The organism is Paenibacillus sp. B1-35, assembly GCF_050474385.1.
Taxonomy (GTDB): Bacteria; Bacillota; Bacilli; order Paenibacillales; family Paenibacillaceae; genus Paenibacillus_B; species Paenibacillus_B alvei.
Genome location: NZ_JBCHVJ010000001.1, coordinates 1483058 through 1508075, shown reverse-complemented (window position 1 = coordinate 1508075; position 25018 = coordinate 1483058). Strand labels below are relative to the sequence as shown.

At 46.2% G+C, this 25018-nt stretch carries 25 protein-coding genes; 19 read left to right on the top strand and 6 right to left on the bottom strand.

Annotation, left to right across the window (positions count from 1 at the left end):
- Nucleotides 1-19: 19 nt before the first annotated feature.
- The 15 genes from essC to ACQ5BJ_RS06445 all read left to right on the top strand — a co-directional run bounded on the left by essC (nt 20) and on the right by ACQ5BJ_RS06445 (nt 15391).
- On the top strand, nt 20-4039 hold the full coding sequence (essC, locus tag ACQ5BJ_RS06515) for a type VII secretion protein EssC (RefSeq protein WP_430109149.1): 4020 nt from the start codon (nt 20-22) through the stop codon (nt 4037-4039).
- Nucleotides 4040-4057: 18 nt separating this feature from the next.
- Nucleotides 4058-4918 carry a hypothetical protein gene (locus ACQ5BJ_RS06510; protein WP_430109146.1) on the top strand — a complete coding sequence of 287 codons (861 nt, stop codon included), beginning with the start codon at nt 4058-4060 and terminating at the stop codon, nt 4916-4918.
- A 4-nt stretch (nt 4919-4922) separates the two neighbouring features.
- Entirely contained in the window at nt 4923-6095 is a 1173-nt protein-coding gene (locus tag ACQ5BJ_RS06505) for a WXG100 family type VII secretion target (protein ID WP_430109143.1), read from the top strand.
- Between the two features lie 189 nt (nt 6096-6284).
- Nucleotides 6285-6602, top strand: a complete 318-nt coding sequence (locus tag ACQ5BJ_RS06500) for a DUF4176 domain-containing protein (RefSeq protein WP_005546513.1) — start codon at nt 6285-6287, stop codon at nt 6600-6602.
- Between the two features lie 113 nt (nt 6603-6715).
- Entirely contained in the window at nt 6716-6991 is a 276-nt protein-coding gene (locus tag ACQ5BJ_RS06495; RefSeq protein WP_005546515.1) for a WXG100 family type VII secretion target, read from the top strand.
- 103 nt (nt 6992-7094) lie between these two features.
- Entirely contained in the window at nt 7095-9146 is a 2052-nt protein-coding gene (locus ACQ5BJ_RS06490) for a hypothetical protein (RefSeq protein ID WP_430109140.1), read from the top strand.
- Between the two features lie 49 nt (nt 9147-9195).
- Nucleotides 9196-9948 (top strand): vWA domain-containing protein, encoded by a 753-nt coding sequence (locus ACQ5BJ_RS06485; protein ID WP_005546518.1) that lies wholly within the window; start codon nt 9196-9198, stop codon nt 9946-9948.
- A 139-nt stretch (nt 9949-10087) separates the two neighbouring features.
- Nucleotides 10088-10885 carry a hypothetical protein gene (locus ACQ5BJ_RS06480; RefSeq protein WP_367667553.1) on the top strand — a complete coding sequence of 266 codons (798 nt, stop codon included), beginning with the start codon at nt 10088-10090 and terminating at the stop codon, nt 10883-10885.
- A gap of 175 nt (nt 10886-11060) precedes the next feature.
- A complete protein-coding gene (locus tag ACQ5BJ_RS06475) occupies nt 11061-11600 on the top strand; it encodes a DUF402 domain-containing protein (protein WP_005546525.1) in 540 nt (179 codons plus the stop codon).
- Nucleotides 11601-12069: 469 nt separating this feature from the next.
- Nucleotides 12070-12300, top strand: coding sequence for a hypothetical protein (locus ACQ5BJ_RS06470; protein ID WP_157266793.1), 231 nt, complete (start codon nt 12070-12072; stop codon nt 12298-12300).
- 44 nt (nt 12301-12344) lie between these two features.
- Nucleotides 12345-12602, top strand: coding sequence for a DUF2164 domain-containing protein (locus tag ACQ5BJ_RS06465; protein ID WP_005546527.1), 258 nt, complete (start codon nt 12345-12347; stop codon nt 12600-12602).
- Nucleotides 12603-12783: 181 nt separating this feature from the next.
- Complete coding sequence (locus ACQ5BJ_RS06460; RefSeq protein WP_430109134.1) at nt 12784-13299, top strand: N-acetyltransferase family protein; 516 nt, start codon at nt 12784-12786, stop codon at nt 13297-13299.
- 102 nt (nt 13300-13401) lie between these two features.
- Entirely contained in the window at nt 13402-13689 is a 288-nt protein-coding gene (locus tag ACQ5BJ_RS06455; RefSeq protein ID WP_005546529.1) for a hypothetical protein, read from the top strand.
- 70 nt (nt 13690-13759) lie between these two features.
- Nucleotides 13760-14233, top strand: a complete 474-nt coding sequence (locus tag ACQ5BJ_RS06450; protein ID WP_051135124.1) for a GNAT family N-acetyltransferase — start codon at nt 13760-13762, stop codon at nt 14231-14233.
- Between the two features lie 63 nt (nt 14234-14296).
- Nucleotides 14297-15391: an acyl-CoA dehydrogenase gene (locus ACQ5BJ_RS06445; RefSeq protein WP_367668598.1), complete on the top strand. Its 1095-nt coding sequence runs from the start codon at nt 14297-14299 to the stop codon at nt 15389-15391.
- 108 nt (nt 15392-15499) lie between these two features.
- On the opposite strand, the gene ACQ5BJ_RS06440 is transcribed toward ACQ5BJ_RS06445, so the two are convergent.
- The 5 genes from ACQ5BJ_RS06440 to ACQ5BJ_RS06420 all read right to left on the bottom strand — a co-directional run bounded on the left by ACQ5BJ_RS06440 (nt 15500) and on the right by ACQ5BJ_RS06420 (nt 21191).
- Entirely contained in the window at nt 15500-16459 is a 960-nt protein-coding gene (locus ACQ5BJ_RS06440) for an ABC transporter ATP-binding protein (protein WP_367668597.1), read from the bottom strand.
- A complete protein-coding gene (locus ACQ5BJ_RS06435) occupies nt 16456-17448 on the bottom strand; it encodes an ABC transporter ATP-binding protein (protein WP_005546534.1) in 993 nt (330 codons plus the stop codon). The genes ACQ5BJ_RS06440 and ACQ5BJ_RS06435 overlap by 4 nt, the downstream gene beginning before the upstream one ends.
- A gap of 18 nt (nt 17449-17466) precedes the next feature.
- Nucleotides 17467-18417, bottom strand: coding sequence for an ABC transporter permease (locus ACQ5BJ_RS06430; RefSeq protein ID WP_262866588.1), 951 nt, complete (start codon nt 18415-18417; stop codon nt 17467-17469).
- Nucleotides 18414-19352 (bottom strand): ABC transporter permease, encoded by a 939-nt coding sequence (locus ACQ5BJ_RS06425; RefSeq protein WP_005546538.1) that lies wholly within the window; start codon nt 19350-19352, stop codon nt 18414-18416. Before ACQ5BJ_RS06425 ends, ACQ5BJ_RS06430 begins: the two co-directional genes overlap by 4 nt.
- A 117-nt stretch (nt 19353-19469) precedes the next feature.
- Entirely contained in the window at nt 19470-21191 is a 1722-nt protein-coding gene (locus ACQ5BJ_RS06420) for a peptide ABC transporter substrate-binding protein (RefSeq protein WP_430109129.1), read from the bottom strand.
- A 250-nt stretch (nt 21192-21441) separates the two neighbouring features.
- Between ACQ5BJ_RS06420 and ACQ5BJ_RS06415 the strand changes: the two genes are divergently transcribed.
- The 3 genes from ACQ5BJ_RS06415 to ACQ5BJ_RS06405 all read left to right on the top strand — a co-directional run bounded on the left by ACQ5BJ_RS06415 (nt 21442) and on the right by ACQ5BJ_RS06405 (nt 23316).
- Entirely contained in the window at nt 21442-21906 is a 465-nt protein-coding gene (locus ACQ5BJ_RS06415; protein WP_005546543.1) for an NUDIX domain-containing protein, read from the top strand.
- Nucleotides 21907-22107: 201 nt separating this feature from the next.
- The gene (locus tag ACQ5BJ_RS06410; RefSeq protein WP_005546545.1) at nt 22108-22551 is read left to right on the top strand and encodes a flavodoxin; all 444 of its coding nucleotides are present in this window, start codon (nt 22108-22110) and stop codon (nt 22549-22551) included.
- Between the two features lie 201 nt (nt 22552-22752).
- Entirely contained in the window at nt 22753-23316 is a 564-nt protein-coding gene (locus ACQ5BJ_RS06405) for a GNAT family N-acetyltransferase (RefSeq protein WP_005546546.1), read from the top strand.
- A 112-nt stretch (nt 23317-23428) separates the two neighbouring features.
- Here the strand turns inward: ACQ5BJ_RS06405 and ACQ5BJ_RS06400 are convergent, their stop codons facing one another.
- Nucleotides 23429-23917 (bottom strand): copper amine oxidase N-terminal domain-containing protein, encoded by a 489-nt coding sequence (locus tag ACQ5BJ_RS06400; protein ID WP_163977040.1) that lies wholly within the window; start codon nt 23915-23917, stop codon nt 23429-23431.
- A 172-nt stretch (nt 23918-24089) separates the two neighbouring features.
- Between ACQ5BJ_RS06400 and ACQ5BJ_RS06395 the strand changes: the two genes are divergently transcribed.
- The gene (locus ACQ5BJ_RS06395; RefSeq protein WP_005546548.1) at nt 24090-24881 is read left to right on the top strand and encodes a lipid II flippase Amj family protein; all 792 of its coding nucleotides are present in this window, start codon (nt 24090-24092) and stop codon (nt 24879-24881) included.
- Nucleotides 24882-25018 lie beyond the last annotated feature (137 nt).

Sequence of the window (25018 nt, the reverse complement as noted above, 5' to 3'; positions counted from 1 at the left end):
AGACGAGGAGTTGTTCGATGTGAATGTAATGTATCAGAGATCGCCTCGAATCAAGCCGGAATTGCCTGAGGAGAAGCTTGAAATATTGCGTCCTCCTGCAGAACCGTCGAGACCGACGTTCTCTATAGTTACCATCATTATTCCGATTGTAATGACATTGGTCAGCATCGGTTTTTACATATATATGTCTATGTCAGGCAAGATGGGCAGCAGCAATTATATGATGTTTCAAATGATAACCATCTCTATGATGCTTATGTCCTATACGTTGCCTTTCTTTCTATATCTAAGCAACAAAAAGGCCTACCAACGCAAAAAGGAAGAACGAAGTCGGATGTACATGGCTCAACTAGAGAAGCACCGACTCGAACTTGAAGCGAAGCAGGAAGAACAGCGAGCGGCTATGCAAGCGATTCATGGTGATCCGGATGTGTGCTACCAACTTGTGAAAAATCGTAATAGTAGCCTGTGGGAGCGCGGGCCGACCGACGATGATTTTATGGAAGTCCGCATTGGCACCGGAGAAGTGCCTTTTTATATGCCCATACTTACCCCTAGAATAGATGGATATGAGAAGGATCCGCTCATTGATGCAGCTCACAAGCTTGAACAAGACTTTCGTACTGTCGAAGCGGCTCCCATTACTTTGCCGTTGTATGATTCCAAGGTAATAGGTATTGTCGGCGATAAGGCTGCGGTAATGGATGCGGTGCGTATTGTGATTGCCCAGCTTACGACTAAGCATTCACCTGATGAAGTGAAACTCGCTGCCCTCTATGATGAACGCGATGCGGATGACTGGAGCTGGCTAAGATGGCTGCCGCATACATGGAATGATGAGCGGACTGTCCGCTACTTGGCGGATCGGCGAAGCATGGTGCATCAACTGGCAGATCAACTCTACGGTATTTTGAATCGTCGCAAGAGCTTCCAGACAAGTGGAAAGAAGAAAAAGGCGCTTCCGATCTATGTTGTGCTGCTGCCCGACAGTTTACTGATAGAGGAAGAGCCGTTATACCCAATTCTATTGGAAGAAGCAGGCCGTGTGGATAGCTGCACCATTGTACTGTCCGATCGCAAGGAACGGCTTCCAATGCAATGCCGGCTAATTGTAGAGGTGGGCGCTGGAGCGGGAGTGTCAACGCAAAAAACGGATCAGGAAGGAATTATACAGCAATCTTTTCATATGGATCATTTGTCAGATGACAAAATTGACACGCTGGCTCGTTATATGGCGCCAATCCGGTTGAAGCGCTCGGCTGCCACGGATTTACCTCCTGTTTTAACCTTGTTCGATATGTTTGGGGTTGAACAAGCTGAGCAGTTGGAACTGGCGAAACATTGGAATCAGAATCGATATCCAGATACGCTGCCTGTACCTGTCGGTGTTCGTCCCGGCGGGAAGCTTGTTTCCTTAAATCTGCATGACAAGATTGAACGGAAGGGCCATGGTCCGCATGGTCTAATCGCAGGGACGACGGGCTCGGGCAAAAGTGAAGTTATTCAGTCATTGATTGCTTCTCTTGCTGCTAACTACCACCCTCATGATGTTGTATTCCTACTGATTGATTATAAGGGCGGTGGGATGTCTAATATATTTGGGAAGCTTCCGCATGTTGTGGGTACCATTACGAATTTGGACGATAACCTGATTGAACGTGCGAAGGTGTCGTTGCGTGCTGAGCTCATACGTAGACAGCGCGTATTGAATGATGCTGGAAATATGCAGCATATCGATGAATACTACAAGTCGTCACTACGGCATCAAAAGCCGCTGCCGCATTTAATGATTATTATCGATGAATTCGCTCAGCTTAAGAAAGATCAGCCTGAATTCATGGATGAGCTTATCAGTATTGCGGCAATAGGCCGCACGCTAGGAGTTCATTTGTTACTCGCTACCCAGAAGCCGGCGGGTGTGGTAGATGAGAAAATATGGAGTAATACACGATTCCGCATCTGCTTGCGTGTGCAAAGTGAAGGTGACAGCCGGGATATGTTGAAAATTCCTAACGCTGCTTGGATTACACATCCTGGGCGCGGCTACTTCCAGGTTGGAAGTGATGAAGTATTCGAAGAACTGCAATTTGCTTGGAGTGGAGCTCCTTATTTAGTCAAGGCCAAAGAAGGGCGTCCGCTGCGCATTGAAGTGAGCGAGGTTCGCCTTAACGGGAAGAGAGAGCCGCTCCTTCATAGTGATACCTTATCATCCGCTTATGAAGAAGAGGAGCCGAAGAAGCAGCTTCAAGCATTCATTGAGCTGGCTGTGGAGGCGGCAGATCGAGAGGGAATTGCTAGGCTTCAGGGTCCTTGGCTCGCACCTCTGCCTCATGAACTGGAGTTAAGTGAATTGTACAAACAACCGGGGGCGTTAGATGTTGTTGGCGATGGAACACAGGGATTACAGCCTGTCGTCGGCCTATTGGATGATGTAATGAACCAGCGGCAGGAACCGCTTGGCATTGACTTGGATCATGAGCATTGGGCTGTATACGGCATGCCGGGAACTGGGAAGACGACCTTCGTTCAGACACTCCTCATGTCTCTTGCCCGACAATATGATCCAGAGACTTGGCACGGTTATGTTGTGGACACGGGGCGAATGATGAATGATTATGCAGCCCTTCCTCATATCGGGGCAGTCATTGCGGGTGACGATGAAGATCGAATAAAGAGACTGTTCCGTTATTTGCAAGCGATGGTCACGGAACGAATGGAATTGCTGTCTCAAGCTGGTATGAAGACGATTGCTTCGTATCGGCAGGTGACGAAGAAGGCTGTGCCGAATATTGTTATAGTCATTGACGGTTACTCAAACTTCCGTACCTCCTATCCGGATGAAAATGAGCGCCTTGAATATCTCCTTCGAGAAGGAGGAAGTTTGGCTATTACTTTTGTAATTACAGCCAACCGTGTAACCGACATTTTTGACAAGTATAGAAGCAATATTTCGAATGCTGTATCGTACGAATTGGCTGATCCGAGCGATTATTATTTTGCTGTCGGAAGGCCGACCAGAGCTTTAGGAGGGCTTCAGGCCGGACGTGGCCTTGTAAAGTGGAAGGGAGCGCCTGTTGAGTTCCAAACGGCATACCCTGCTGAAGGACAGAGCGATGTGGATCGGGTACAGGAGCTGCGTTCACAAATACGGATGTTGGATAAAGCATGGCAAGGGACTGCTGCTCCACTGATACGAAGCCTTCCAGAGAGAATTCGACTAAGTGATCTGTTGAAGCTGAACGAAGAGAACCTGGAAGACAGCAGCGCGGAGCTTCTCCAAGCAGAGCGGTGGCATCCTGTTCCGGTCGGTGTTCGTACCGATGATTTGGAACCGTATTTAATTAACTTGAAGGAAGGCCCGCACTTCATCGTGGCTAGTCCTATGGAATGTGGCAAAACGACGTTCTTAATCAGTTGGATGTTGTCCTTAGCTTATTACATGTCTCCTGAACAGCTGCATATCTATGCAATCGATGTACGTTATGGGGATAATGGAATTGCTTCCTTGAAAGATCTGCCTCATGTAAGAGAAATCGTAACAGAGGAAGAGCGAATTCCTGGATTTGTCCAACATGTATATAGTGAAGTGACGACTCGGAGCAAGGACGGTGGCTATCCGTTAATACTGCTAGTAATGGATGATGCGGATATGCTGTGCAAGCAACTGACCGACTACACGGTGAAGGATCAACTGTCTGCTATCGTCCGTCAAGGAAGGGACAGAGGGGTACATATGGTGTTAGCTGGCGTACCATCTGATTTTCCGACATTCGGCGTTGATTGGTTCAATGATGTTCGGGCTTCGCAAGCCGGGTTTTTATTTGGATCGATTGATGCGAATGATCTGTCTTTTTTCCGTATTCCGATCTCGGAGTCCCAAACTTCGAGCTTAAATGGGTCTAAAGTTCTCCCTTCAGGGCAAGGTTATTTTGTAAAGCGGAAATTTGTGAAAATAAAGACGGTTGTACCGTACGATGAAAAATGGACTCCGGCCGCATGGACAACACAGATAAGCAGGCGTTGGAAAGTGCGGGTCTGATGGGGGGTGGAAACATTGATGACAAGCAATGAGCCGCATCAGCAAGCTCATGATGGCAGAAGCGGTATTGAGCTTAGCAAAAAAGAACTGTATTTTCTAGCCGGCATTATTGGGTCGGATCGCTTGCTGGGGGTCGAGGATCCATTCCGCGGATACTTGACAGAGGAAATTACAGAAGAATGGAACAAAGTCAAAGCATCGCTTCTGCGTAAAGGTTATTTGACCGAAGCTCCAGGCGGCGTAGAGCTTGGGATACCATCACACGTATATTCGACTGTAGCTGTGACGGGATTGGCGAATCGCTCTTGCTGGGTTCGCTTCCTTGATACAGTCGCTGAGCCTGGTCGCAAGGAATATGAAGGGTATTTTCACTTTACGGATGACTTGACTATAGAACGAGTACAGGCTCAGGAACAAGCGGATATGTACTACTTTCTTGAATATGGTTCGACGAATGAAGCATGTTCTGTCATTGTGAATCGGATGCATTGGGCCGAGCAGGATGAGAGCGATATAACGGCTGTTATGCTGTCTAAGAGGCACTTTCACAAGCTATATGAACAAGCAAATGAACTAACCGTTGAACAAATGGTCAGCCAGCTTATGACCTTCGATGGCGAGGAAGAGGGAGCATTTGCGCTTGCGCATTCTCTGAAGCATCGGACAGCATCTGGTGAGATGTTATTTCTCGTGTGGAATGAGAAGACGTGGGATGTGCAGGGAGCTGCGTTTCTTGTCGGAGGAGCTCGAAATTGGCTCATACGGCAGAGTTCTAAGGGAGATGAGGATTGGTTAACTGCAACTTTAACAACGAAGGAACAGCTGGAGAGTATGTTAATCGATTGGAATCGCCAGCATTCTATGGAGGAAGGAAGGTGATATCGTGCGCATTATCGTTACGCCGGATGCGCTTCGTGAGGGGAGCCGTCAGCTGCAGGCAACAGCGGAGCAATTGGAAGCTATTCAATCGTCATTGGAACGGTCTCTTCAATCAATAGAGTGGGAGGCATCTATTAAGACTGCTGTCGAAGAGAAATGGCAGCAGGCTGCACGGTTATCTGCTCAAATACATACGCTTTTGTACGAATTAAGCATGCAGCTTCAATCCAAGGCTGATCAGTTCCAAACGGCTGATCAGCAAGCGCACCCGATACTGGGTCAAGCTTACCAGATCGGTTCGGCGGCGTCACTATATTCAACGATCGGGATTGGGGGGGCATCGTTAATTATCCCTGCTGTAGGGACTCAGGTAGGAGCCATATCGAATCCGAATGCGGTTGTGCGAGCAATTGGTAAGCAAGAGGATAAGGGATCAGGATGGAACTGGAAGCCTACGGTTCCTGAAATGTATGGTTATGGGAAAGATGGTTATCGCATGATGAATATGGGGAAGAGCGGGTTCAATGTCAATGTGCGTGGAGATGGCTATGCGACCATCAGTGGGGCGAGATCCAAGTTCGCGCTGTCTGAGGGGATACAGGGAACGAGATATGCGGCATCTAATGCAGCGAATCATACGAATGTATGGAAATTCGTAGATCCGGCAGTTGCAGCGAAAGAGTCGCTATCCATTAAAGGCTGGAGTGCGAAGCTTGGATATGCTGGGCTGGCATATGATACAGGAACGGCAGTTATGACTGATTATGACAAAGGAGGCCCAAGTCGTGCTGCAGCTAGTGCAGTCGTAAATGGCTCGATTGGAGTCGGCACGATGGCAGCAAGCGCAGCAGTGGGCGCTTGGGTCGGATCAGTCGTTCCTGTTGCAGGCACAATTGTTGGTGCAGGAGTAGGCCTTGCGACTGGAGCAGCGATCTCCATGGTTACAGAGGTCACGATTAATGGCAAATCGATCAAGACCCATGCGGTGGATGCCGTAGATACTGTAGTGGATACTGTGTCTGATACCGTTACAAGTGGAACGAAAACAGCTACTGAAGCTGTTCAGGAAGGGGTTAAAGCGGTGAAAAGTGGTGCGACAAAGGCAGCCGGCAAAGTTGTAAACAAGGTAACCAATATGTTCGGAAGTGCCAGTGCAGGCAAGTTGCTTCCTAGCTGATGCTCCAATAGGTTTAACAGACGGTTTTAATTTGTGACATAAGCACTATACAACAATGATGCTGGACAGGTTTTTCGGAACAGCACCCGACCCTATATGTGTGTATTGTTTTTAATATAAGCTCAACGCATCAGTTCTGAAATTACACAAAGGTTTAGGAATGCAGGAGTAGAAAGGGAAGGATGAATGATGGAGAATCAAGTCGGGCAACAACATGTTGCGAAGGAAGAGAATGAATTGCTTCCGCTCGGCTCTGTAGTGCTGCTGCGTGAAGGAAGTAAGAAATTAGTGATTTACGGCCGCAAGCAGCTTCAGGTGACTACGAATCGGTTGTTCGATTATTTGGGCGTTGTGTATCCAGAGGGATATATTGACGAGAATTACTCTTACTTGTTCAATCATGAAGATATAGAAGTGATTGCTCATGTTGGCTATACCAATGAAGAAGAAGAGCAGTTTCAGCTTGTTCTCCAACGTGTACCGTTGGCTCCAGAGTCCTCTTTATAGATTTGGGACCGGAGACTCTTTTAATAGGGCGGTAGAATTCATGTACAATTGTGGGCAGATAGATTTGAAATATTTACTTTTCATTCAATTGTCTACCAAAGGGGGGGATCATCATGGCAGGCCGCATATTAATTACACCGGAACAGGTTGATCAAGTAGCAAATCAATTTAAGCAAGGTGGAGACCAGAGCCAACAAATCGTAGCGTCTCTTACTCAGTCGATCCAAGGCATGGAGGGTCAATGGGAAGGGATGACGAAGCAGCGCTTCTTCCAGGAATTCCAGGAGGCAAGCAAGCAGATGCAATCATTCGTACAAACTCTAAATACGATTAGTGAAGAGCTGAAGGCGATCGCACAGAAGTTTCGCACTGTCGACGAACAGCGGTAATTATTTATCTCTTAATATTAAATACGAAGAGGAAGCCGGGCGTTGGAAATACTCCCGGTTTTTCTTACATCATATCGAAGATCATCCGGGAGGATAGGAAACAATGTCATTTCAGCCACAACCAGGAGATACGATCATTATTCACGATACAGAATATCGGTTCGGAGAACATCCGGCAGCTCCTGGACTCGTCTACGCGCAGGCAGGCAGACAAGGTGTCATCTATCAGCTTCTCCCACCCCAAGGAAATGCTGCAGAGGCGAAGGCGTTAAAAGTATTCAACCCGAAGTATCGTGTCCCTTCTATGGTATATCAGTCCGAGCTGCTAGAGTCCTATAGTGAGTTGACAGGGTTAAAGGTGTGCAGTCGGAGCGTATTAACCCCTGAGAAAAACGGAGGACTGATCCACAAACATACGGACTTGCTATATGCAGTGGCAATGCCGTGGATTTATGGTCCTACTTGGTTGGATATCGTCGCAGAACGCAAAATGCTGACACGCCAGCAGAGCTTACTCATGGCCGAATCCCTGGCTCGTATATGCTCTGGTATGGAGCAGAGGGGGTTAGCACATTGTGATTTGTCTGCGCCGAACATCATGCTTCCTTTTTTCTCGGAAGTTAAGCAGAGCGCGAATGCCTCACCGATACAATTGGTTGATGTAGAGCAGTTGTACAGTCCCAAGCTGGATCGTCCAGACGTCCTATTCAGTGGTTCTCCAGGATATGCTGCACATCGAACGCTTCTAAGCGGCATGTGGAGCGCTTATGCGGATCGGTTCGCGGGCAGTATCCTGCTGGCAGAAATGCTGGGATGGTCGTCTGCGCAAATTGTGCAGAAATCATGGGGAGAAAGCTATTTCGATCAGCGTGAGATGCAAACATCATGTGATCGGTACGAGGTATTGAAGCGTGAATTGCAGGAGCTCTATGGGAATAAAGTCGCGGAGCTGCTGACCCGCGCTTGGGAAAGCCAAGATTTAAGCAGCTGTCCGACCTTCGGCGAGTGGCTGGTTGTTCTTAATGGAATTGATGAAGAGAAACAGATGGCGATTGATGCTCCGCTTCATGTTCAACATAAGGAAGGTAAGGATGCTCTATCGAATTCTGAACATTCAAAACCGATGATAGCCGACTCGGAAAACGCAGTACATTTTGCTGTACTAACGGAAAAAGACGAAATAGCTGCTGCTTCTGCATGTGATGAAGCAGATCCTGATATCGTGAATCGATTATTCCGCCAAGCCAGAGAGCTGGAAGGGCGCAGTCAGTTGCAAGGTGCGTTGGAAGTATATCGTTCCGCTCATCATTTTGTTGTGGACGGAAGCCCCATGCAAATCGAATTGACTGCTGCCATCGCTGACTTAGAGCATAAGCTTGCTGCGGAAGTGCAACAAAAGTCAGGAAGTAAGGGGAAGTTTAGTAAACGTGCGATTTCTATCATTTGTATCGCTTCAGCGGTAGTGATCATTGGATGCGGTGCCGTTGTGGCAAGCATGATGAATGCAAATGCTGCTACGAAGGCGGCGGAAGAGCAGGCGCTTCTCGATGCGAAGCAGCTAGAAATGCAGAATCAGCAGTTGAAGGCGGAAGAGGAACGGAAGCAAAAGGAAGAGCAACAGAAGCAAGAGGAAGCTAAACGGCTGCGTGAGGAGGAACAGCGCAAGCAGGAGGAGCAAAAGCGAAAAGCGGAAGCACAGCGTGCGAAACAGCTGGAAGCACAGAAGAAGAAGGAAGCAGCTGAGAAGGCGGCAGAACGCAAACGTCTCCGAGCCAAGTATGATCAGCAAATGCAATATGAGAAGTATCTAGCATGGAAGAAGGAGCGGGACGAACAGCTCCGTATCGAACAGGCACGTGAACAGGGACGTCAACAGGAACGTAAGCGGCTGGAAGCAGAACAGGCTGCGAAGAAGGCTGCTGAGCTTAAGAAGGTTCGCAACCGAGATGTTGTTCTGTTGATAGCATCCTACAATAAAACATATAATGCGATCAAGCAGGACAATATGAAAAATGCAAAAACCTATGCCTTAGAGTTCGTAGAGCGTTACGAAAAGGATCCAGATTTTTTCAAGAATGTCGGGAAAGTCGGAACAAGAGCAGCACATATATATAAATTCTTGCAAGATACAAGCTATAAAATACCGGATATTTAATTCGGAACATAGAGTGTTATGAATACACGATATGAGGTGAACTGGACGAATGAACTACACGATACAGGCTTCACAGCGAACACCTGCACTTCTCATATATTTAATAGATATTAGTGCCTCTATGAACATGACGATGGCTGGAAAAAGGCGTATTGATGTGGTGTATGACGCATTATCTCAGGCTATTCGTCAGATGGTGTTCCGTTCAACGAAAGGCCATAGGCTGACACCTCGCTATCGGATAGCCATCTTAGCATACAGTGATGATGTGTATGATGTATTGAATGGAATTAAAGGAATTGATGAGATTGCAAGTATGGGAGCATTGCCGGATTTGACTCCGGTTCGCTTTTCGGATGCGGCCAAGGCATTTCTGCAAGCGGAAAGATTGCTGGAGGCAGAGCTGCCTTATATGCAGGATTGCCCGGCTCCTCTCATCTGTCATATGACAGATGGAGTTGCTACAGGCGATGATCCGGCGCCTATCGCAAAACGAATTATGCAGATGGGCGTTCCGGATGGAAATGTTCTTATTGAAAATATTTTTATAACGGATTATATGCTGGATACACCGATTGAGGAGCCGCGACGGTGGAAAGGGATATTGCATGATACGGTGCTAACGGATGAGCATGCGCAGAAGCTTCGCAGCATGTCATCGGTCTTGCCGGAAAGTTATCGCGAAATGTTGGTGGAGGCGGATTATCATCTTGCTCAAGGTGCCTACATGATGCTGCCAGGCAATTGTCCGGAACTAGTGTCGATTGGCTTCCAAATGTCTGCCGCTACCCCTGTGCGTTAATCGCTTTTGAAACTAACGGCAGCCCTTGCCTAGATGATACATAGAAGTCGGAATGTAATCCGGCACGCAACAAAAGAAGTTCAAAGTTCCTCAATACATATACAGCTTGGAATGTGAGGGAAAGGCAAGGTGAATCCGCATGAGTCTGACATCCTATCACTTTACATCTAACCAGCAGGTGGATCAGCCTTTAACGACGATTGTGCAATCGCCTTTTCGCTGCCGTTTCGCCTACGCTAAAGCGGGTGAAACGGCGCTTTATAAAGAGAATAATCAAGATTTTTTAGCTTTTCGCATTGATGAAAATGCGCTCAGCTTTATCATGTGTGATGGAGTTAGCTTGAGCTATCGGGGAGATTTTGCCGCGCACTTTCTAGGAACTCATCTCCTGAATTGGATTTCTGCTACTGGCCATGCAGAGCGGAATGAAGCTTCTTTCCATGAATATCTTCATTCTTTACGTGAATGTGCCGCCGAACAGATGTCGCGCTTAACGGTTCCATCGGATCTTCCATTGCTGCTGCGAGATGTGCTTGAGGATAAAAAAAGGATTGGCAGTGAAACGATGTTCATTTGTGGTCGGGTTGACGTCTTTAATGGCATACATCCGTACCATCGCATTTGGCTAGCTTGGCATGGAGATGTAAGGCTTCGCTTATGGCAGCACGGACAGGAGAGCGGCGAGTTTCTCGGAGGGTCAAACTCGACCAGACAGCGTTGGTCAGCTGCTCGCGGTTTGATTGGCGGGCGAGCATGTACTTGGCAGCAGCAGGCGGAAGGTCGAATTCCATCTCGGCTGTTGGTGTATACGGATGGTTTCTCGGATCTGGATGATAGGCAAGATCCACCGAAGGATGAGCAGCTGCGTCGCAAACTTGAGCATACGAATGGTGAATGGCTAGGGGATGATGCCTCATTCCTTGATATTATCTGGTAAGTTGGCAAAAAAATGTTGGATTGAGACAAGATAACGATGCTGTATGCTCATTCGTAAGGTATAATCGTAGCATAGATAAATTGATGCTGTGTCTTCCTTTTTGAACATATTAGAAGCCTAGAGAAATATCAGCATACAACATGGGGAAGACAATTGAGCTGAGAAAGGTTGCCACATGAAGAGAAAACACGCAGATCGCTACGATTGGAAACGGATCTTGTCCAAGCAGTTCGCGCTTACTCAAGTCGATTCTTCAGATTTTACAGGATACATCTCCCTTATTAAAATCAATTCGGTAAGGCAGCCGCTTGTCGTAACTATGGATGGAAAGAGATTAAAGCTAGTTGATGTAGGATATTGTTGGATGCAATATTTCCCTTTGGATGAGCATTATTCGATAACTACGGTATTTAATGAACGGGGACAGGTTGTCCAGTGGTATGTAGATATTTGTGAGCCGTTTGCACTGGATGAACGCGGCATACCGTATTTTGTCGATTTATACTTGGACGTTGTTCTGCTGCCGACGGGACATGTTTTTTTGCTGGACGAGGATGAATTAGAAGAGGCATTAGAATGGGGACGGATATCCCATGATCAATATCGTATTGCAGTGAACGAGGCATCAAGACTCTTTCATGAGGTGAAAGAGCACTCGTTGATAGGGCGCAGCAAAGATGATTATATAATGATGCTGCAATTGCTAGAGAAATGATAAGAAGACTGAGAATCAGTCTTCTTTGTTTTATTTCAGGGAGTGCTCCAGCCCTTATATTTCACAAGTTGAAACTTTTTCCACAGTTAAAGCGTCTAAACAATGTACCACGTTAGATGGTGGAGATTCCCTTTCTTTAATTGATGTAATCGCTCACAATCTCAGTTTTACGTTGCTCAACTCACGTTCACGTTGCACAAGTAGAAAGTTAGAGAGTAGGGACGTGAATACAAGAATTTCCATGTGCGATAAAGGAAAGGGTGGGGCTTGTATTGTTTCCAGTCGTTTATTCAACTTTATGTGAGCAAGCACTCAGGACATGGATAGCAGAAAATTATAGCATAGGGACAGTTCAGCGCGTTACATATACGCACTATGACTTTGACCTATGTGGATACGGCTAAAGGGCCTATGATATAGCTGAATTCCGCTTGGCACGAGAAGTGCGCTTGAACCGCGATTCAGAAAATTGTCCTTACTGTGGAATGCATTCCTAGAAGGGTATCAGTCCATACGTCCGTTAAGCGCAGACGATATTCGAGCGGTTCCCCTATTTGTTGCAGCGCGTCAATTGTGGCTGATGGCCCTATGCCTCCACGATTTACAAATTGTCGGCAGCATCGATTCAGGCGACGATTTTATTGATGAGAAGATGGACTATTTCAACTCATTGCCTGTTGAACTTATAGGCAATATATAGGTAGTATGGTAAACAAGCATGACATGCTTGGCAGGAGGGACAACATGAATGTAAGAAAGCTGCCTAGAGAGCAGAAGGAAAAATGGATTGAGGATTTGAAGCAATATTTCGAAAATGAGCGGGGAGAATCTCTTGGAATGTTTGAGGCAGAGGAGCTTGTTGATTATTTGCTGCAAATGTTCGAACCTTACTTGTACAATCAGGCAATAGAGGATGCTCGCACAATGATTGAACAGCGCATGGCTGGCATTGAAGAGGATCTTTATGCGATGAAAAAGTCGGTTGCTAAGGATCGAAGATAGCGACATGCCGTTTACATTTGCACATCCGCTGTATGCTGTTCCAGCAAATCGAAGCGTGTTGCACCGCGTTTCTTGAGTGCGACAGGACTTGTACTTGGCAGGCAGGCGCCTGATTTTGAATATTTTATTCTGCTTGAGCCGTAGTGATCCTAGGCAGTTGTTTAATATGGAGGGGATTCGATTGCACATTCGGAAGGCGATTGCAGGTGATGCACCTGGTATTGCGCGTGTTCATGTTGACAGCTGGCGCACAACCTACCAAGGGATTGTATCCGATACCTATCTATCAGGCTTATCTGTACAAGCGAGACAGACGATGTGGGAGCATGCGATTTTACAATTGACAGCAGATAAATGTATCTTTGTTGTCCAACAAAAGTCTGGTGAAATTGTTGGATTTGCCATGGGAGGGCCTAGCCGAAGCGAGCAGTTCCCGAATCGCTCGGAATTATATGCGCTTTATTTATTGTCGTCGGTACAAGGTCAAGGAATCGGGAAAATGCTCATATCTCATGTTATGCGATATATGAAGTTATGCGGATATATAAGCATGCTGGCGTGGGTCCTGAAGGGGAATAGCGCCCTTCAATTTTATCGCCGTACGGGAGCCGTAATCGTTGGTGAGGATGATATTGAGATAGGTGGCGAACCTCACACAGAAATCGCTATGGAATGGGCGCAGTTATCGATTTCATAATCAGTCGTTACTTATTGAGTTCTTAATACTAATCCTTTATTTCTAGGCACTTAAGCCGAGATCTTTCTTATCTTATTTCTAATCAAAAGCAGGTGATAGGCTTTGATATCAACCATTCACTATCAATTGAGACAATTGGAAGGATCGACAGCATTGTATGCCTACGGTACAGAGGCATGCGAAAAACAAGGACTGTTTGAAGTCGATTTTGTGGAGTATGAGCGAATGTGCCAGGAAGGGCTAGTTCCTTCTATTGAGGAAACGGTATATTTAATTCGCAAGAGTGAGCATGACCCTAACTTCTACGGTGGAATTCGGGTGTTTTTTCATTTATACAAGCATTATTTACAACATGGCGCATATGCCGAAGAGTATGGTCAGATGGTGTAAGCTTGTCATTTGAAAGTAAATGAGTGAGTTGTGTTGGCTCATAAAGTTTGATAGGTGAGAGTGTATGGTAATGAGGAGGACAAATGTGTTGAAAGTTCACATTACAGCATCGAAAACGCAAGATATTCCGTTAGAACTGCTACTACTGGCAGATCCCGAGGAGGCTGCCGTTAATCAATACCTAGATCGCAGCATTGGATATACCCTTACAATTGATGGAGAGGTTATCGGAGCTGTGCTGCTTCTGCCGACGCGCCCACATACACTTGAGCTTGTCAATGTGGCTGTATATGAAGCATGGCATGGACGCGGCTATGGCAAGCAGCTCGTTTTGCATGCCATTCAAAGTGCACGCGAGCTGGGTTATCGAGTGATGGAGGTCGGTACAGGGAACTCCAGCCTGTCCCAGCTAGGCCTATATCAAAAATGCGGCTTTCGAATTTGCGGAATTGATACCGATTTCTTCGTCATCCATTATGATGAACCAATCGAAGAGAACGGAATTCCCTGTGTGGATATGATACGACTTCGTTTGCTCTTGTAAACGTGTACTATAATGGATATATAGATATATCCTTACGTTGAGAAGAGTGGGAGCGTGCTGCATATGAATCGATTTACGGATGAGGAAATTCGAAGCATTCGGAAACAGGCGATGGCCATTGAGCGAGAAGGCAAATTGCCGGAACAACTGTTGCAATGGATATACGACCGGGGATTGTTCAAACTGTTCATTCCCTCTGAATTACAGGGGAATATGACATCGCTTCCAGAAGCGTTGCAATGGTTCGAGCATACGTCATGGATTAATGGCAGCTTCGGCTGGCTGGTCACGATTGGTTCTGGCGGAGGCTTCTTTGCCCCATTTATGAAGCCAGAGGTAGCGAAGGAAGCTTATATGAGGAAGGATGCAGTTGTAGCTGGTTCGGGGCATCCAAGCGGTACGGCTGAGAAGGTGAATGGAGGATATCGGGTGAATGGGCGCTGGAAGTTCTGCAGCGGCTCGACCTATGCGACCGTATTTACAGCCAACTGCGTGGTGGAAGAGCGTAATGCTGCGAGCGCTATAAAGGATACGGCAGCAGAGCCGGTTATTCGGTCGTTCGTATTTCGGCCGGATCAAGTCGAGATCGTGAAAGATTGGAATGCATTTGGATTGAAGGCTACGGAAAGTCATTCGATTGTAGTGCACGATCTATTTGTTCCTGATGAACGAACCTTTAGCATCATGGAGCCAAATGGGCTCTATGATGATCCGATATATGACTATCCGTTCTTGCCGTTTGCAGAAGCGTCTTTTGCTGCCGTAAGCATCGGTGTTGCCAAGCACTTCCTCGATGAGGCGCGAGATATTGCGGAACGAAACCGCAACGTTTGGATGAATGCTACTGTGAATCGATATGTGTCTGTTATGGATAAAATTAGCGCTCAGAACGATATTCTGACGGAAGCTGCAAATGTATTCTATCAGGCCATTGAGCAATCGTGGAGCCGGCACATTGGTGGCCAACAGCTATCAGAATCAGATATACAGGATGTGTCGCAGCGCTGTAAGGAGGCTGGACAAGCTGCCTTATCTTCTGCAAATGCAATCTTCCCATACTTGGGCATTCATGCAGTAATGGAGGATGCAACTATTAATCAAATTTATCGCGACTTGCAGACTGTATGTCACCATTCCTTATTAGTGAAATTCGATTAAGTTTCAGGTGTAAAAAGAAAAAGAGGCAAAGCGGAGAAAGAAGGGGGACACCCATCCGAATTCTCTACTTTGCCTTTTTTATATTGTTGCGGGGTATAGGATCAGCGCTTATACCAGATGGCAGGCCACAAAATGTCCTGGCTTCGCTTCGCGGAATTCAGGGACTGCAGCGGCACATCGTTCTGTTGCTGCAGGGCATCTAGTACGGAAATGGCACCCGCTCGGCGGGTTAATCGGGCTTGGCAGTTCACCGCTTAATACAATCCGTTCCTTCTGAGCTTCGATATCAGGATCGGGCACAGGAATGGCTGACATGAGCGCTTGTGTGTAAGGATGAAGCGGCTCTGAGTAGAGCGTGTTGCTGTCCGTCAGCTCAACCATTTTGCCCAAATACATGACGGCAACACGATCGCTAATATGCTTGACCATGGATAAATCATGGGCAATGAATAAATAGGTGAGCCCGAATCTAGTCTGCAGATCCTTCAGCAGGTTGACGACTTGGGCCTGAATGGATACATCCAGCGCTGAAATCGGTTCATCACAAATAATGAGCTTGGGATCAACGGCAAGTGCACGGGCAATACCGATGCGCTGACGCTGCCCTCCAGAAAATTCATGCGGATAACGTGTAGCATGATCAGGATTCAAGCCGACAAGGTCAAGAAGCTCCTCGATTCGCTTCTTCTTCTCGGCACGGCTAGATGCAAGCTTATGAATTTCAATTGCCTCTCCGATAATATCAGAGATTGTGAGGCGCGGATTAAGTGAAGCGTACGGATCTTGGAAGATCATCTGCATCTCACGGCGCATGGCCGCCATCTGCTTGCGCTTCAGACTATAAATATTGATCCCATTGTAGATTGTACGACCGCCTGTCGGTTCGTAAAGACGTAAAACAGTTCGTCCAACTGTAGACTTCCCACAGCCAGACTCCCCAACCATACCGAGTGTTTCACCCTTATGAAGGGTGAAGCTTACATCGTTCACTGCTTTCAGAACATTGCCGCGGCCCAAATGAAAGTACTTCTTCAGTCCTTGTACCTCTAATAATGTTTCTCTGCTCATCTTGCCACCTCCTGTGCCAGTGGATGCAGAAGCCAGCAGTTCGCCTGATGCGAATCACTTACATTCGTTTTCTCTGGATCAGAGCTCATGCAGATCTCCATTACATCATTGCAGCGTGCGCAAAACCCGCATCCGGCAGGCGGCTTAATCAAATCTGGCGGAGTTCCATAGATCGGGATAAGAGGCTCATCCTTCTTCTGATCAAGTCGAGGCAACGAACGCAGCAATCCTTTTGTATATGGATGCTGTGGATTTTTGAAAATATCCCATTTCGTCCCGGTCTCAACGATTTTTCCTGCATACATAACAATGACACGGTCGCATAAATCAGCTACGATACCCAGATCATGAGTGATTAAAATAATCGATGTCCCCATTTCCTGCTGCAGTTGCTTCATGACGCGCAAAATTTGTGCCTGTATTGTCACGTCAAGCGCCGTTGTCGGTTCGTCGGCGATAAGCAGGGATGGGTTACAAGCAAGTGCGATTGCAATCATGGCGCGCTGGCGCATTCCGCCCGAGAACTCATGCGGATACTGCTGGAAACGGGAAGCGGGATTCGGAATTCCAACCATGGACAGCATCTCGATAGCACGCGTCTTTGCCTGTGCAGAGCTCATTTTCTGATGCTTCGTTAATACCTCCGTAATTTGCCGGCCAATCGTCATCGTTGGATTGAGTGAAGTCATCGGATCCTGGAAAATCATGCCGATGTCTTTGCCGCGAATTGATTGCATCTCTCGTTCTTTCAGCTTTAGCAGATTATTGCCTTTGAAACGAATTTCGCCCTGCTTGACCTTGCTAGGTGGGCTTGGCAGCAGACGCAATATCGACTGTGCCGTTACACTCTTGCCGCATCCAGATTCGCCTACGATGGCCACAGCCTCGCCTTGATTTACATGAAAATTGACGCCGCGTACTGCCTTCACCTCGCCGCCGCGAACGTGGAAAGAGACGTGAAGGTCGTTGATTTCCAATAATGGCTTCATATTCGTCATCCTCCTCGTCTACTTTTTCATTTTCGGATCGAGTGCATCACGCAGTCCGTCGCCGAACATGTTGAATGCAAGCATCGTTAAGCTGATGAAGAATGCAGGAAATGCAATACGCCAAGGATATACGGTCATCGCCTTCAATGCATCGCTAATCATCGTTCCCCACGAAGCAGCAGGGGATTGTACGCCAAGCCCAAGGAAGCTAAGAACTGCTTCGCCAAAGATAGAGACAGGAATTGCTAGCGTGAGTGTTACGATGATTGGGCCGAGTGAATTGGGAATCAAATGACGGAACAAGATCCGAGCTCCAGATGCCCCAAGGGAACGGGAGGCAAGGACGAACTCTTGATTTTTGAGCTGCATCATTTGCCCGCGTACAATCCAGGCCATATTGATCCATCCGGTGAAGCATAATGCAAGAATAATAACGCCAAGACTTGGCTCAAAAACAACAACAAGCAGAATCGCTACAAGAAGATCAGGAAGTGTAAATATAATTTCGGATGCTTTGTTCATGAAGTCATCAAGTTTGCCGCCAACATACCCCATAATACCGCCATAAATAACGCCAATAATGAGGTTGATGCAGGCAGCCGAAAAACCGACGATGAGCGAAATTCGTGCTCCCATCCATGTACGGGCGAACATGTCGCGGCCGAGATCGTCCGTGCCGAACCAATGCTCTGAGGAAGGTGGCAAGTTTGTTTTGTCTAAGTAATTCGTCTCGTAGTCATATGAAGTTAACATTGGTCCAATGACAGCCATAACAATGAGAAGAACAAGAATAACGAGACCTGTCATCGCGGCCCAATTGCTGCGTAATCGAAGCCATGAGTCGCGCCAGGCGGAAATACTTTCACGTTCAATCGCCTCCGCCGCATGTTCGTCGATGTTCGCTTTTTTGAATTGCTCAGGCTTGATAGAGGTCTGCTGCAATGGATTTTGTTTATTGTATGTAATCATGCCGCTTTCTCCTTTCCTTTGACAAGCTTAATGCGAGGATCAATAAAACCGTATGCCAAGTCAGTAAGGAAACGAGCCAGCATCAATATAACGCCATAGAACATGGTGATGCCCATAATAAGAGAATAATCACGGTTCGTAATACTGATTACGAATACTTTGCCAAGTCCTCCGATTCCAAAAATGTGTTCGATGATAAATGACCCGGTCACGACACCTGCAGTGAGCGGCCCAAGATAAGTGACGACTGGCAATATGCCGTTACGAAGAATATGTCGGCGTACGATGACTCCGGCAGTCAGTCCCTTGGACTTGGCGGTCTTAATATAATCGGAATGCAGAACTTCCAGCATACTGGAGCGGGTCAATCTGGCGATGAAGGCAATAGGCAGAGCGGATAATGCAATGGTTGGCATAATATAGGTAAGCGGCCCACTCAGACCAAAGACAGGCAGAAGCTTAAGCTTCACGCCGAGCACATATTGCATAAATGAGGCAAGAACAAAGCTCGGAACGGACACGCCAATAACGGCAAGCACCATAGAAAAGGTGTCAATTAATTTACGGTGCCGCATCGATGCAGCAATTCCAAGTCCAATTCCAATGATGACGGCCACAATTAATGCGCAAATGCCAAGCTTAAGTGAATAGGGGAAGGAATCGCGAATGGCCTGGATAACCTCACGATCCTGCATTTTCATAGAGATACCAAGATCGCCATGCGCCAACTTGTTCAAATACACAAAATATTGCTCGTAAACGGGTTTATCGAGTCCATATTGTTCGAGCAGCCGAGCCCGAATCTCTGGCGGGACTGCTTTTTCCGACATAAAAGGATCGCCTGGTACTGCCTTCATCAACAAAAAGGTGAGCGTAGCCAGAACCCATAGGGATATAATGAGATACATTAGCTTGGTAAGGACATAGCGAATCACATTCCACCAGCCTCCTGAAGAATAATTTCAACCGATAATGGTAAAGTCGGGATACATATGAACGAAGTCCGCATATGCACCCCGACTATTTACATGCTCATTGACATGATAGATTCATTAGTGTTCTGCCAGATGGCCGCGAGTGAAGTTCATTTGTCCTTGGTAGTCGATAAATACATTCTTAACATACGGCTTCTGCAATTGAACGCTTGTATAATAGAAAATCGGCATGATGGCCATATCCTCTGCAATCAGCTTCTTCTCAGCCTGCTTCATCAATTCCATTCGAGCTTTTGGATCTGTGGAAGCCTTCGCATCCTTCACCAGTTTATCGAATTCAGGATTGCTGTATCCGATATCGTTGTTGCCGCTGCCTGTCATATACAGATCGATAAATGACATAGGATCATTATAGTCGGTTGTCCAGCCGGCGCGAGCTACTTGATAGTTCAATGCTGTCCGGTTTTTCAGGAATACGCCCCACTCCTGGTTTTCAACCTTTACTTTGATACCAAGCGTGTTTTTCCACATATTCGCGATAGCTATAGCAACTTTCTTATGCATTTCATTCGTATTGTGGGCGAGCGTGAATTCAGGCATTTCGGTCAGGCCGGACTCTTTTAAGCCTTTTTCAAGCAGAGTCTTTGCTTCTGCGGCATCTTCCTTGAAGTACGCACTGTCATCTGTTTCATTGCGATATTCAGCGTCTAACCCAGCAATACCTTTAGCAACTATACCGAATGCAGGCGTTTGACCAGCAAGCGTGACTTTGTCAACGATTTGCTTACGATCGATAGCCATGGCAAGTGCCTTGCGGATATTGACATTGTCGAATGGCTTTTGCTTATTGTTGAACAGGTAATAGTACGTGGAAGCATAGCCTTTAATATGAAGCTCATCTGGCTTCGATTCCTTCAGCATCGCAATTTGGTCAACAGGAATTTCACCTGTTGGCTGGCCAGCTATTTCGAGTGCTCCTGTTTCATACATGCTCACTTCTGTAGCAGGATCTTCTACCATCGTCATTTGAACTTTTGTGAATTTGATTTCATCTTTTGCATAGTAATTTTCGTTTTTAACAAGCTCGATTGAGTTTTGGTGCTTCCAGTCAGAAATTTTGAATGGGCCATTGGAAATGATTGTGTTCGCTTCAGAAGCCCATTTTGAATTGCGATCGTCTGTGTGGACGGGGAAGTAGGATTGGAAGGAAAGCAAGCTTAAGAAGTAAGCAGTTGGTGTTGTCAATTCAACTTCCAACGTGTATTCGTCAAGTGCTTTAACGGCTACGCTATTCGGATCTGTGGATTTCTTTTTGTGGTAATCTTCTGCGCCTTTGATGTAATACAGCTGATAAGCATATGGCGGAGCCGGCTGCATCGTCGGATCAAGCACGCGTTTCCATGATTTTTCAAAATCTTTCGCAGTAACAGGGTCGCCGTTCGACCATTTGGCGTCTTTGCGGAGATGGAAGGTATACTTCTTCTTCGCTGCATCTTCCTCCCATTTTTCTGCAATGCCCGGAATGGCTTTTCCGTGTTCGTCCATTCGTGTGAGCCCCTCATAAATGTGGCTCAATATTTGGAACGAAGTCGTGTCCTGAGACGTTCCTGGATCAAGAGAAGGAGGTTCGCTCTTCAGGTTGAAGCGGAAGGTCTGATCCGCAGCGAGTGCCTCGTCCTTGTTTTCTTCTTTTTTCTCGCCTGTCCCACTGTCTCCAGAATTCTGAGTCTCGCTTGGCTTGGACTCAGGGGCAGGAGTGCTGCTGCTTCCGCAAGCGCTTACAAACGCGCTTATTGCCAGCAAAAGCGTCAACATAAGCATCATGGATCTACGTTTCATGCGTGTACAGTTCCCCTCTCAATGGAAATTATCATTTGCACCATACGCCAATCATACACAGATGCAGGTCAGAGGAGATAATTGACACCTGGTTTGTAGCATATACTATCATAGCACTCGAATTTCGTCTTCCTTTTTTGTATCAATTTTATAAAAAATTTATCAAATTCGTAACATATACCGCATTGACAGAATGTGTACTAAGGTACAATGTAGTATCGGAATACGCTTGTATCAAGGAGGGAGAAGCATGTTGCCAATACGAAATTCAGCAAAAGCGATCATTATTCAAGATGAAAAAGTGCTACTTACGAAAAATAAGGATCATGAAGGCTTTTTCTACTTGTTCCCTGGAGGTGGTCAAGAGCATGGAGAGCAACTGAGTGAAGCATTGAAGCGGGAGTGCGTGGAAGAAATAGGGTGCAATATCCGTGTGTATGATCTTGCTTTTGTACGGGAATACATAGGAAAAAATCATCAGTTTGCAGAATGGGATGCGCATGTTCATCAAGTAGAATTTTATTTCCATGCTGACATTGCTGCTCCGCTGGAAGCGGAAGTATCCATGCAAGGAACGAATCCAGACGAGCATCAAGTTGGTGTAGAATGGGTTGCGTTGTCAGCGTTAGATCAAATTCGGGTCTATCCTGCGCAATTGATACCGAAACTGCAAGATGGAAGCGCAAAAAATGTGTATATGGGAGATACCAATTAAGCAATAATCGTTATCGTATCGTGAGGTTGGAGATATTTGTTTTTAGATGCAATTGAGGATGAGGAGCTCGTATCAGAGACCCTGTCCTTTTTTTATTTGGCAGAAGATTGTAGCTTGCGAAATGAGACAGCACCCACTATAATGATAATGATTATCAATATCACAAGTATGTACATAAAACTTTATTGGAGGGCTATATACATGAGCACATTGCTTGTTTATGCGAGTATGACAGGAAATACGGAGGAGATGGCAGAGGCTGTTGCAGAAGGTGTGAAAAGCACAGATGAGTCTCTTACGATGAAGGAAGTCATGGATGCTTATGCATCTGAAATGGCGGACTACGATGGGATATTGCTTGGCGCGTATACGTGGGGCGATGGTGAGCTTCCCGATGAGTTCCTTGATTTCTTCGAGGAAATGGATGATGTTGATCTGACAGGAAAGAAAGCGGCTGTGTTTGGTTCATGTGACTCTTCCTACGCTCAATACGGTGCTGCGGTTGATATTCTGATTGATAAGTTGCGTGAACGTGGTTGTGAGGTCATACTGGATGGCTTAAAAGTAGAGTTGACGCCGAAGTCGGATGAGAAGGAACAGTGCAGACAATTTGGCAGCTCCTTTATTGGCAAGCTTCGTGGCTAATTTCTATCTTGTAATTTTGTATTAATGAATTGGTTATATTTTGCGCGTTAGAAGAAATAGCAGCTCGTCCGCTAATGCAGCGTGCGGGCTGTTTTTATTTGCGATAATAAGGGTATATCAAATTGTTGGCTGTTAGACAACTATGGGTGAATATGGCATGATTTTGTGTAGATGGAATCCATCAATAGGAGGGAGATACTTATGCGCAAGACAGAACTATTCTTTCCAGTTCCGGTTCTTAGCACACCTCGCACACGAATGAAGGAGATGACATTTCACGATGCTGAGGATATGTTCAAGTATGCATCCGATGAGGAGATTTCCCGGTTTGCAACCTGGCCCGCTCATCAAACGATCGAAGATTCTCAGCGCTTTCTGAACTTGATTAGTCAACGATATCATCACGGAGAAATTGCACCGTGGGGCATATATGACAAGCAGTCTGAGCGGCTTATCGGCACATGCGGCTTCGGATATTGGAATCAGAACCATGCGCGCGCTGAAATCGGCTACGCCCTATCAAAAACATATTGGGGTCAGGGCATCATGACAGAAGTTGTGGATGAGGTCATTCGTTATGGATTTTCGAAGATGAAGCTTGTCCGGATCGAGGCTCGCTGTTTTCCAAATAATTATGCTTCTATACGTGTGTTGGAGAAATGCGGGATGGAGCAAGAGGGGATGCTGCGCAAGCATATATTGGCAAAAGGACGCTATGAGGATGTCCTCTTGTTCTCTATTATCAACAAAGCTGTGTTGAATTAAAATATAAAAAACATAAAAAGAGCAGTACAGGTTATCAAAAGGTATTAACCAGCAATGCTCTTTTATGATTCAAGCTCGATTAGTTTTATTCTGTGTCCGTCCTTCTGATACGCTACCAATTGTTTAGCAGGGTGACAGTTTTGGTTTTGCTGTCCCAACCAAAGTGATAGTCGAATACGTTCTGCAGCAGACGGAGAGGAATGTAGGTTTTGTTGTTTATAATTTTGGGATATGTCGTAAGGACGGTATCCTTGCCATTTACCTTCATTTTGTCCGTGAGCGAGCTCCATGTGATATCGGATTTATCGCCTTCAATATATACGGTGTGGCTGAATGCCTCCCATCGTACCTTCAAATTCAATTGTACGCTTAAATCCTTAACAGGGATGTAAGTCATTCCATTCTCGATAAGGCCTTCATGGGTTAAGGCGTTTCCATCCATATCTACCACACGTACGGCCGGGATTGACGGCTTGTGAGGCTTATGTGAGGCCAGCTCGCCTGCATATGCGATGCCTGAACTGATGAGAATGGTTGATATAAATAGACAACCTATTAGAATGGATAGGCTATAATTCCATTTGCGAGTTACATTATTCATGAGAACCGGAAAACCCCCTTTAACAGATATAACGATTTTGTAACAAAAAAGTTGCAACATATCAAAACTCTTTTTTTGGAGCTGGACAAGTACGGGAACTGCATGAGAAAATAAAAAACATTCCTTCGAAGTTAGTACCAATCACATTGATCTTAATCTGGGGGAGTTCACGTTGGATAAAATCATCATCATCTCCTTGCTTACTTTACTTATCCATTTATTTGAGACACTGTCCTATGCGGTGCGATACGCAGGCGTGCGTACAGGCAGGCTTGCGGTTGCTCTATCCTTAACCGGTATTATTGTCCTCGTATCTCGTACTTCGAACTTGCTTCAAGGCCCTATGACAGGGAAAATGATTGACTATGCGAAGCAGAATCCGGAATTTGATTTGGAAGGTCAATTTCGAATCGTGATTGGCGCTTCCACTGCAGGAACACTACTCGCGATGCTCTTATTCCCAACTGCTGTTATGATTGCAACGAGAGTCATACGTCATTTAGAAGTCTCAGGCTCTATTCCGAAATTAATTACCTCGGTATCTCTTGATCAGCTCCGACATGTAAAGCATCATCTTCGAACACCGACCTGGAGAATGCTTCGCTCGCTGCGAATTCTGGGTATCCCGAAGCGATTGCTGTTATTGAACTGCCTGGTCACCAGCATTTATACGATAGGTGTTCTTGCTGCACTTTACGCATCAGCGCTCAATCCCGAATATAGTACGGCTGCTTCCCAATCTTCCGGTCTTATTAATGGACTAGCTACGATCATACTCACGATCTTTGTCGATCCGCAAATGGCAATGCTTACCGATCGCGCAATGGGCGATGCAAAAGAACGAAATCGACTAGGAAAAATATTCGCACTCCTGATGTTTTCAAGAGTAATAGGAACAATTGTAGCTCAGCTTCTGTTCTATCCAGCTGCTGCGTGGATCTCCTGGGTTGTGCAAATACTTTAGCGGTATGTACTTGCGTTCGACATGTGTTTCATTACCCATATTTATGAAAAATGAACCGTTCTTTCTCTAGTAAAGGACAACGGACGATATCCCTGCTCTTCGAAAAAAAGGGCAGGTATTTTTGTTGTTGCTTGCAA

Excerpts from the sequence above, each read along its gene's own strand:
- ACQ5BJ_RS06510 (WP_430109146.1), top strand. The coding sequence starts at position 4,058 with ATGACAAGCAATGAGCCGCATCAGCAAGCTCATGATGGCAGAAGCGGT.
- ACQ5BJ_RS06500 (WP_005546513.1), top strand. The coding sequence starts at position 6,285 with ATGGAGAATCAAGTCGGGCAACAACATGTTGCGAAGGAAGAGAATGAA.
- ACQ5BJ_RS06495 (WP_005546515.1), top strand. The coding sequence starts at position 6,716 with ATGGCAGGCCGCATATTAATTACACCGGAACAGGTTGATCAAGTAGCA.
- ACQ5BJ_RS06490 (WP_430109140.1), top strand. The coding sequence starts at position 7,095 with ATGTCATTTCAGCCACAACCAGGAGATACGATCATTATTCACGATACA.
- ACQ5BJ_RS06485 (WP_005546518.1), top strand. The coding sequence starts at position 9,196 with ATGAACTACACGATACAGGCTTCACAGCGAACACCTGCACTTCTCATA.
- ACQ5BJ_RS06480 (WP_367667553.1), top strand. The coding sequence starts at position 10,088 with ATGAGTCTGACATCCTATCACTTTACATCTAACCAGCAGGTGGATCAG.
- ACQ5BJ_RS06475 (WP_005546525.1), top strand. The coding sequence starts at position 11,061 with ATGAAGAGAAAACACGCAGATCGCTACGATTGGAAACGGATCTTGTCC.
- ACQ5BJ_RS06465 (WP_005546527.1), top strand. The coding sequence starts at position 12,345 with ATGAATGTAAGAAAGCTGCCTAGAGAGCAGAAGGAAAAATGGATTGAG.
- ACQ5BJ_RS06450 (WP_051135124.1), top strand. The coding sequence starts at position 13,760 with ATGAGGAGGACAAATGTGTTGAAAGTTCACATTACAGCATCGAAAACG.
- ACQ5BJ_RS06445 (WP_367668598.1), top strand. The coding sequence starts at position 14,297 with ATGAATCGATTTACGGATGAGGAAATTCGAAGCATTCGGAAACAGGCG.
- ACQ5BJ_RS06440 (WP_367668597.1), bottom strand. The coding sequence starts at position 16,459 with ATGAGCAGAGAAACATTATTAGAGGTACAAGGACTGAAGAAGTACTTT.
- ACQ5BJ_RS06435 (WP_005546534.1), bottom strand. The coding sequence starts at position 17,448 with ATGAAGCCATTATTGGAAATCAACGACCTTCACGTCTCTTTCCACGTT.
- ACQ5BJ_RS06430 (WP_262866588.1), bottom strand. The coding sequence starts at position 18,417 with ATGATTACATACAATAAACAAAATCCATTGCAGCAGACCTCTATCAAG.
- ACQ5BJ_RS06420 (WP_430109129.1), bottom strand. The coding sequence starts at position 21,191 with ATGAAACGTAGATCCATGATGCTTATGTTGACGCTTTTGCTGGCAATA.
- ACQ5BJ_RS06415 (WP_005546543.1), top strand. The coding sequence starts at position 21,442 with ATGTTGCCAATACGAAATTCAGCAAAAGCGATCATTATTCAAGATGAA.
- ACQ5BJ_RS06410 (WP_005546545.1), top strand. The coding sequence starts at position 22,108 with ATGAGCACATTGCTTGTTTATGCGAGTATGACAGGAAATACGGAGGAG.
- ACQ5BJ_RS06405 (WP_005546546.1), top strand. The coding sequence starts at position 22,753 with ATGCGCAAGACAGAACTATTCTTTCCAGTTCCGGTTCTTAGCACACCT.
- ACQ5BJ_RS06400 (WP_163977040.1), bottom strand. The coding sequence starts at position 23,917 with ATGAATAATGTAACTCGCAAATGGAATTATAGCCTATCCATTCTAATA.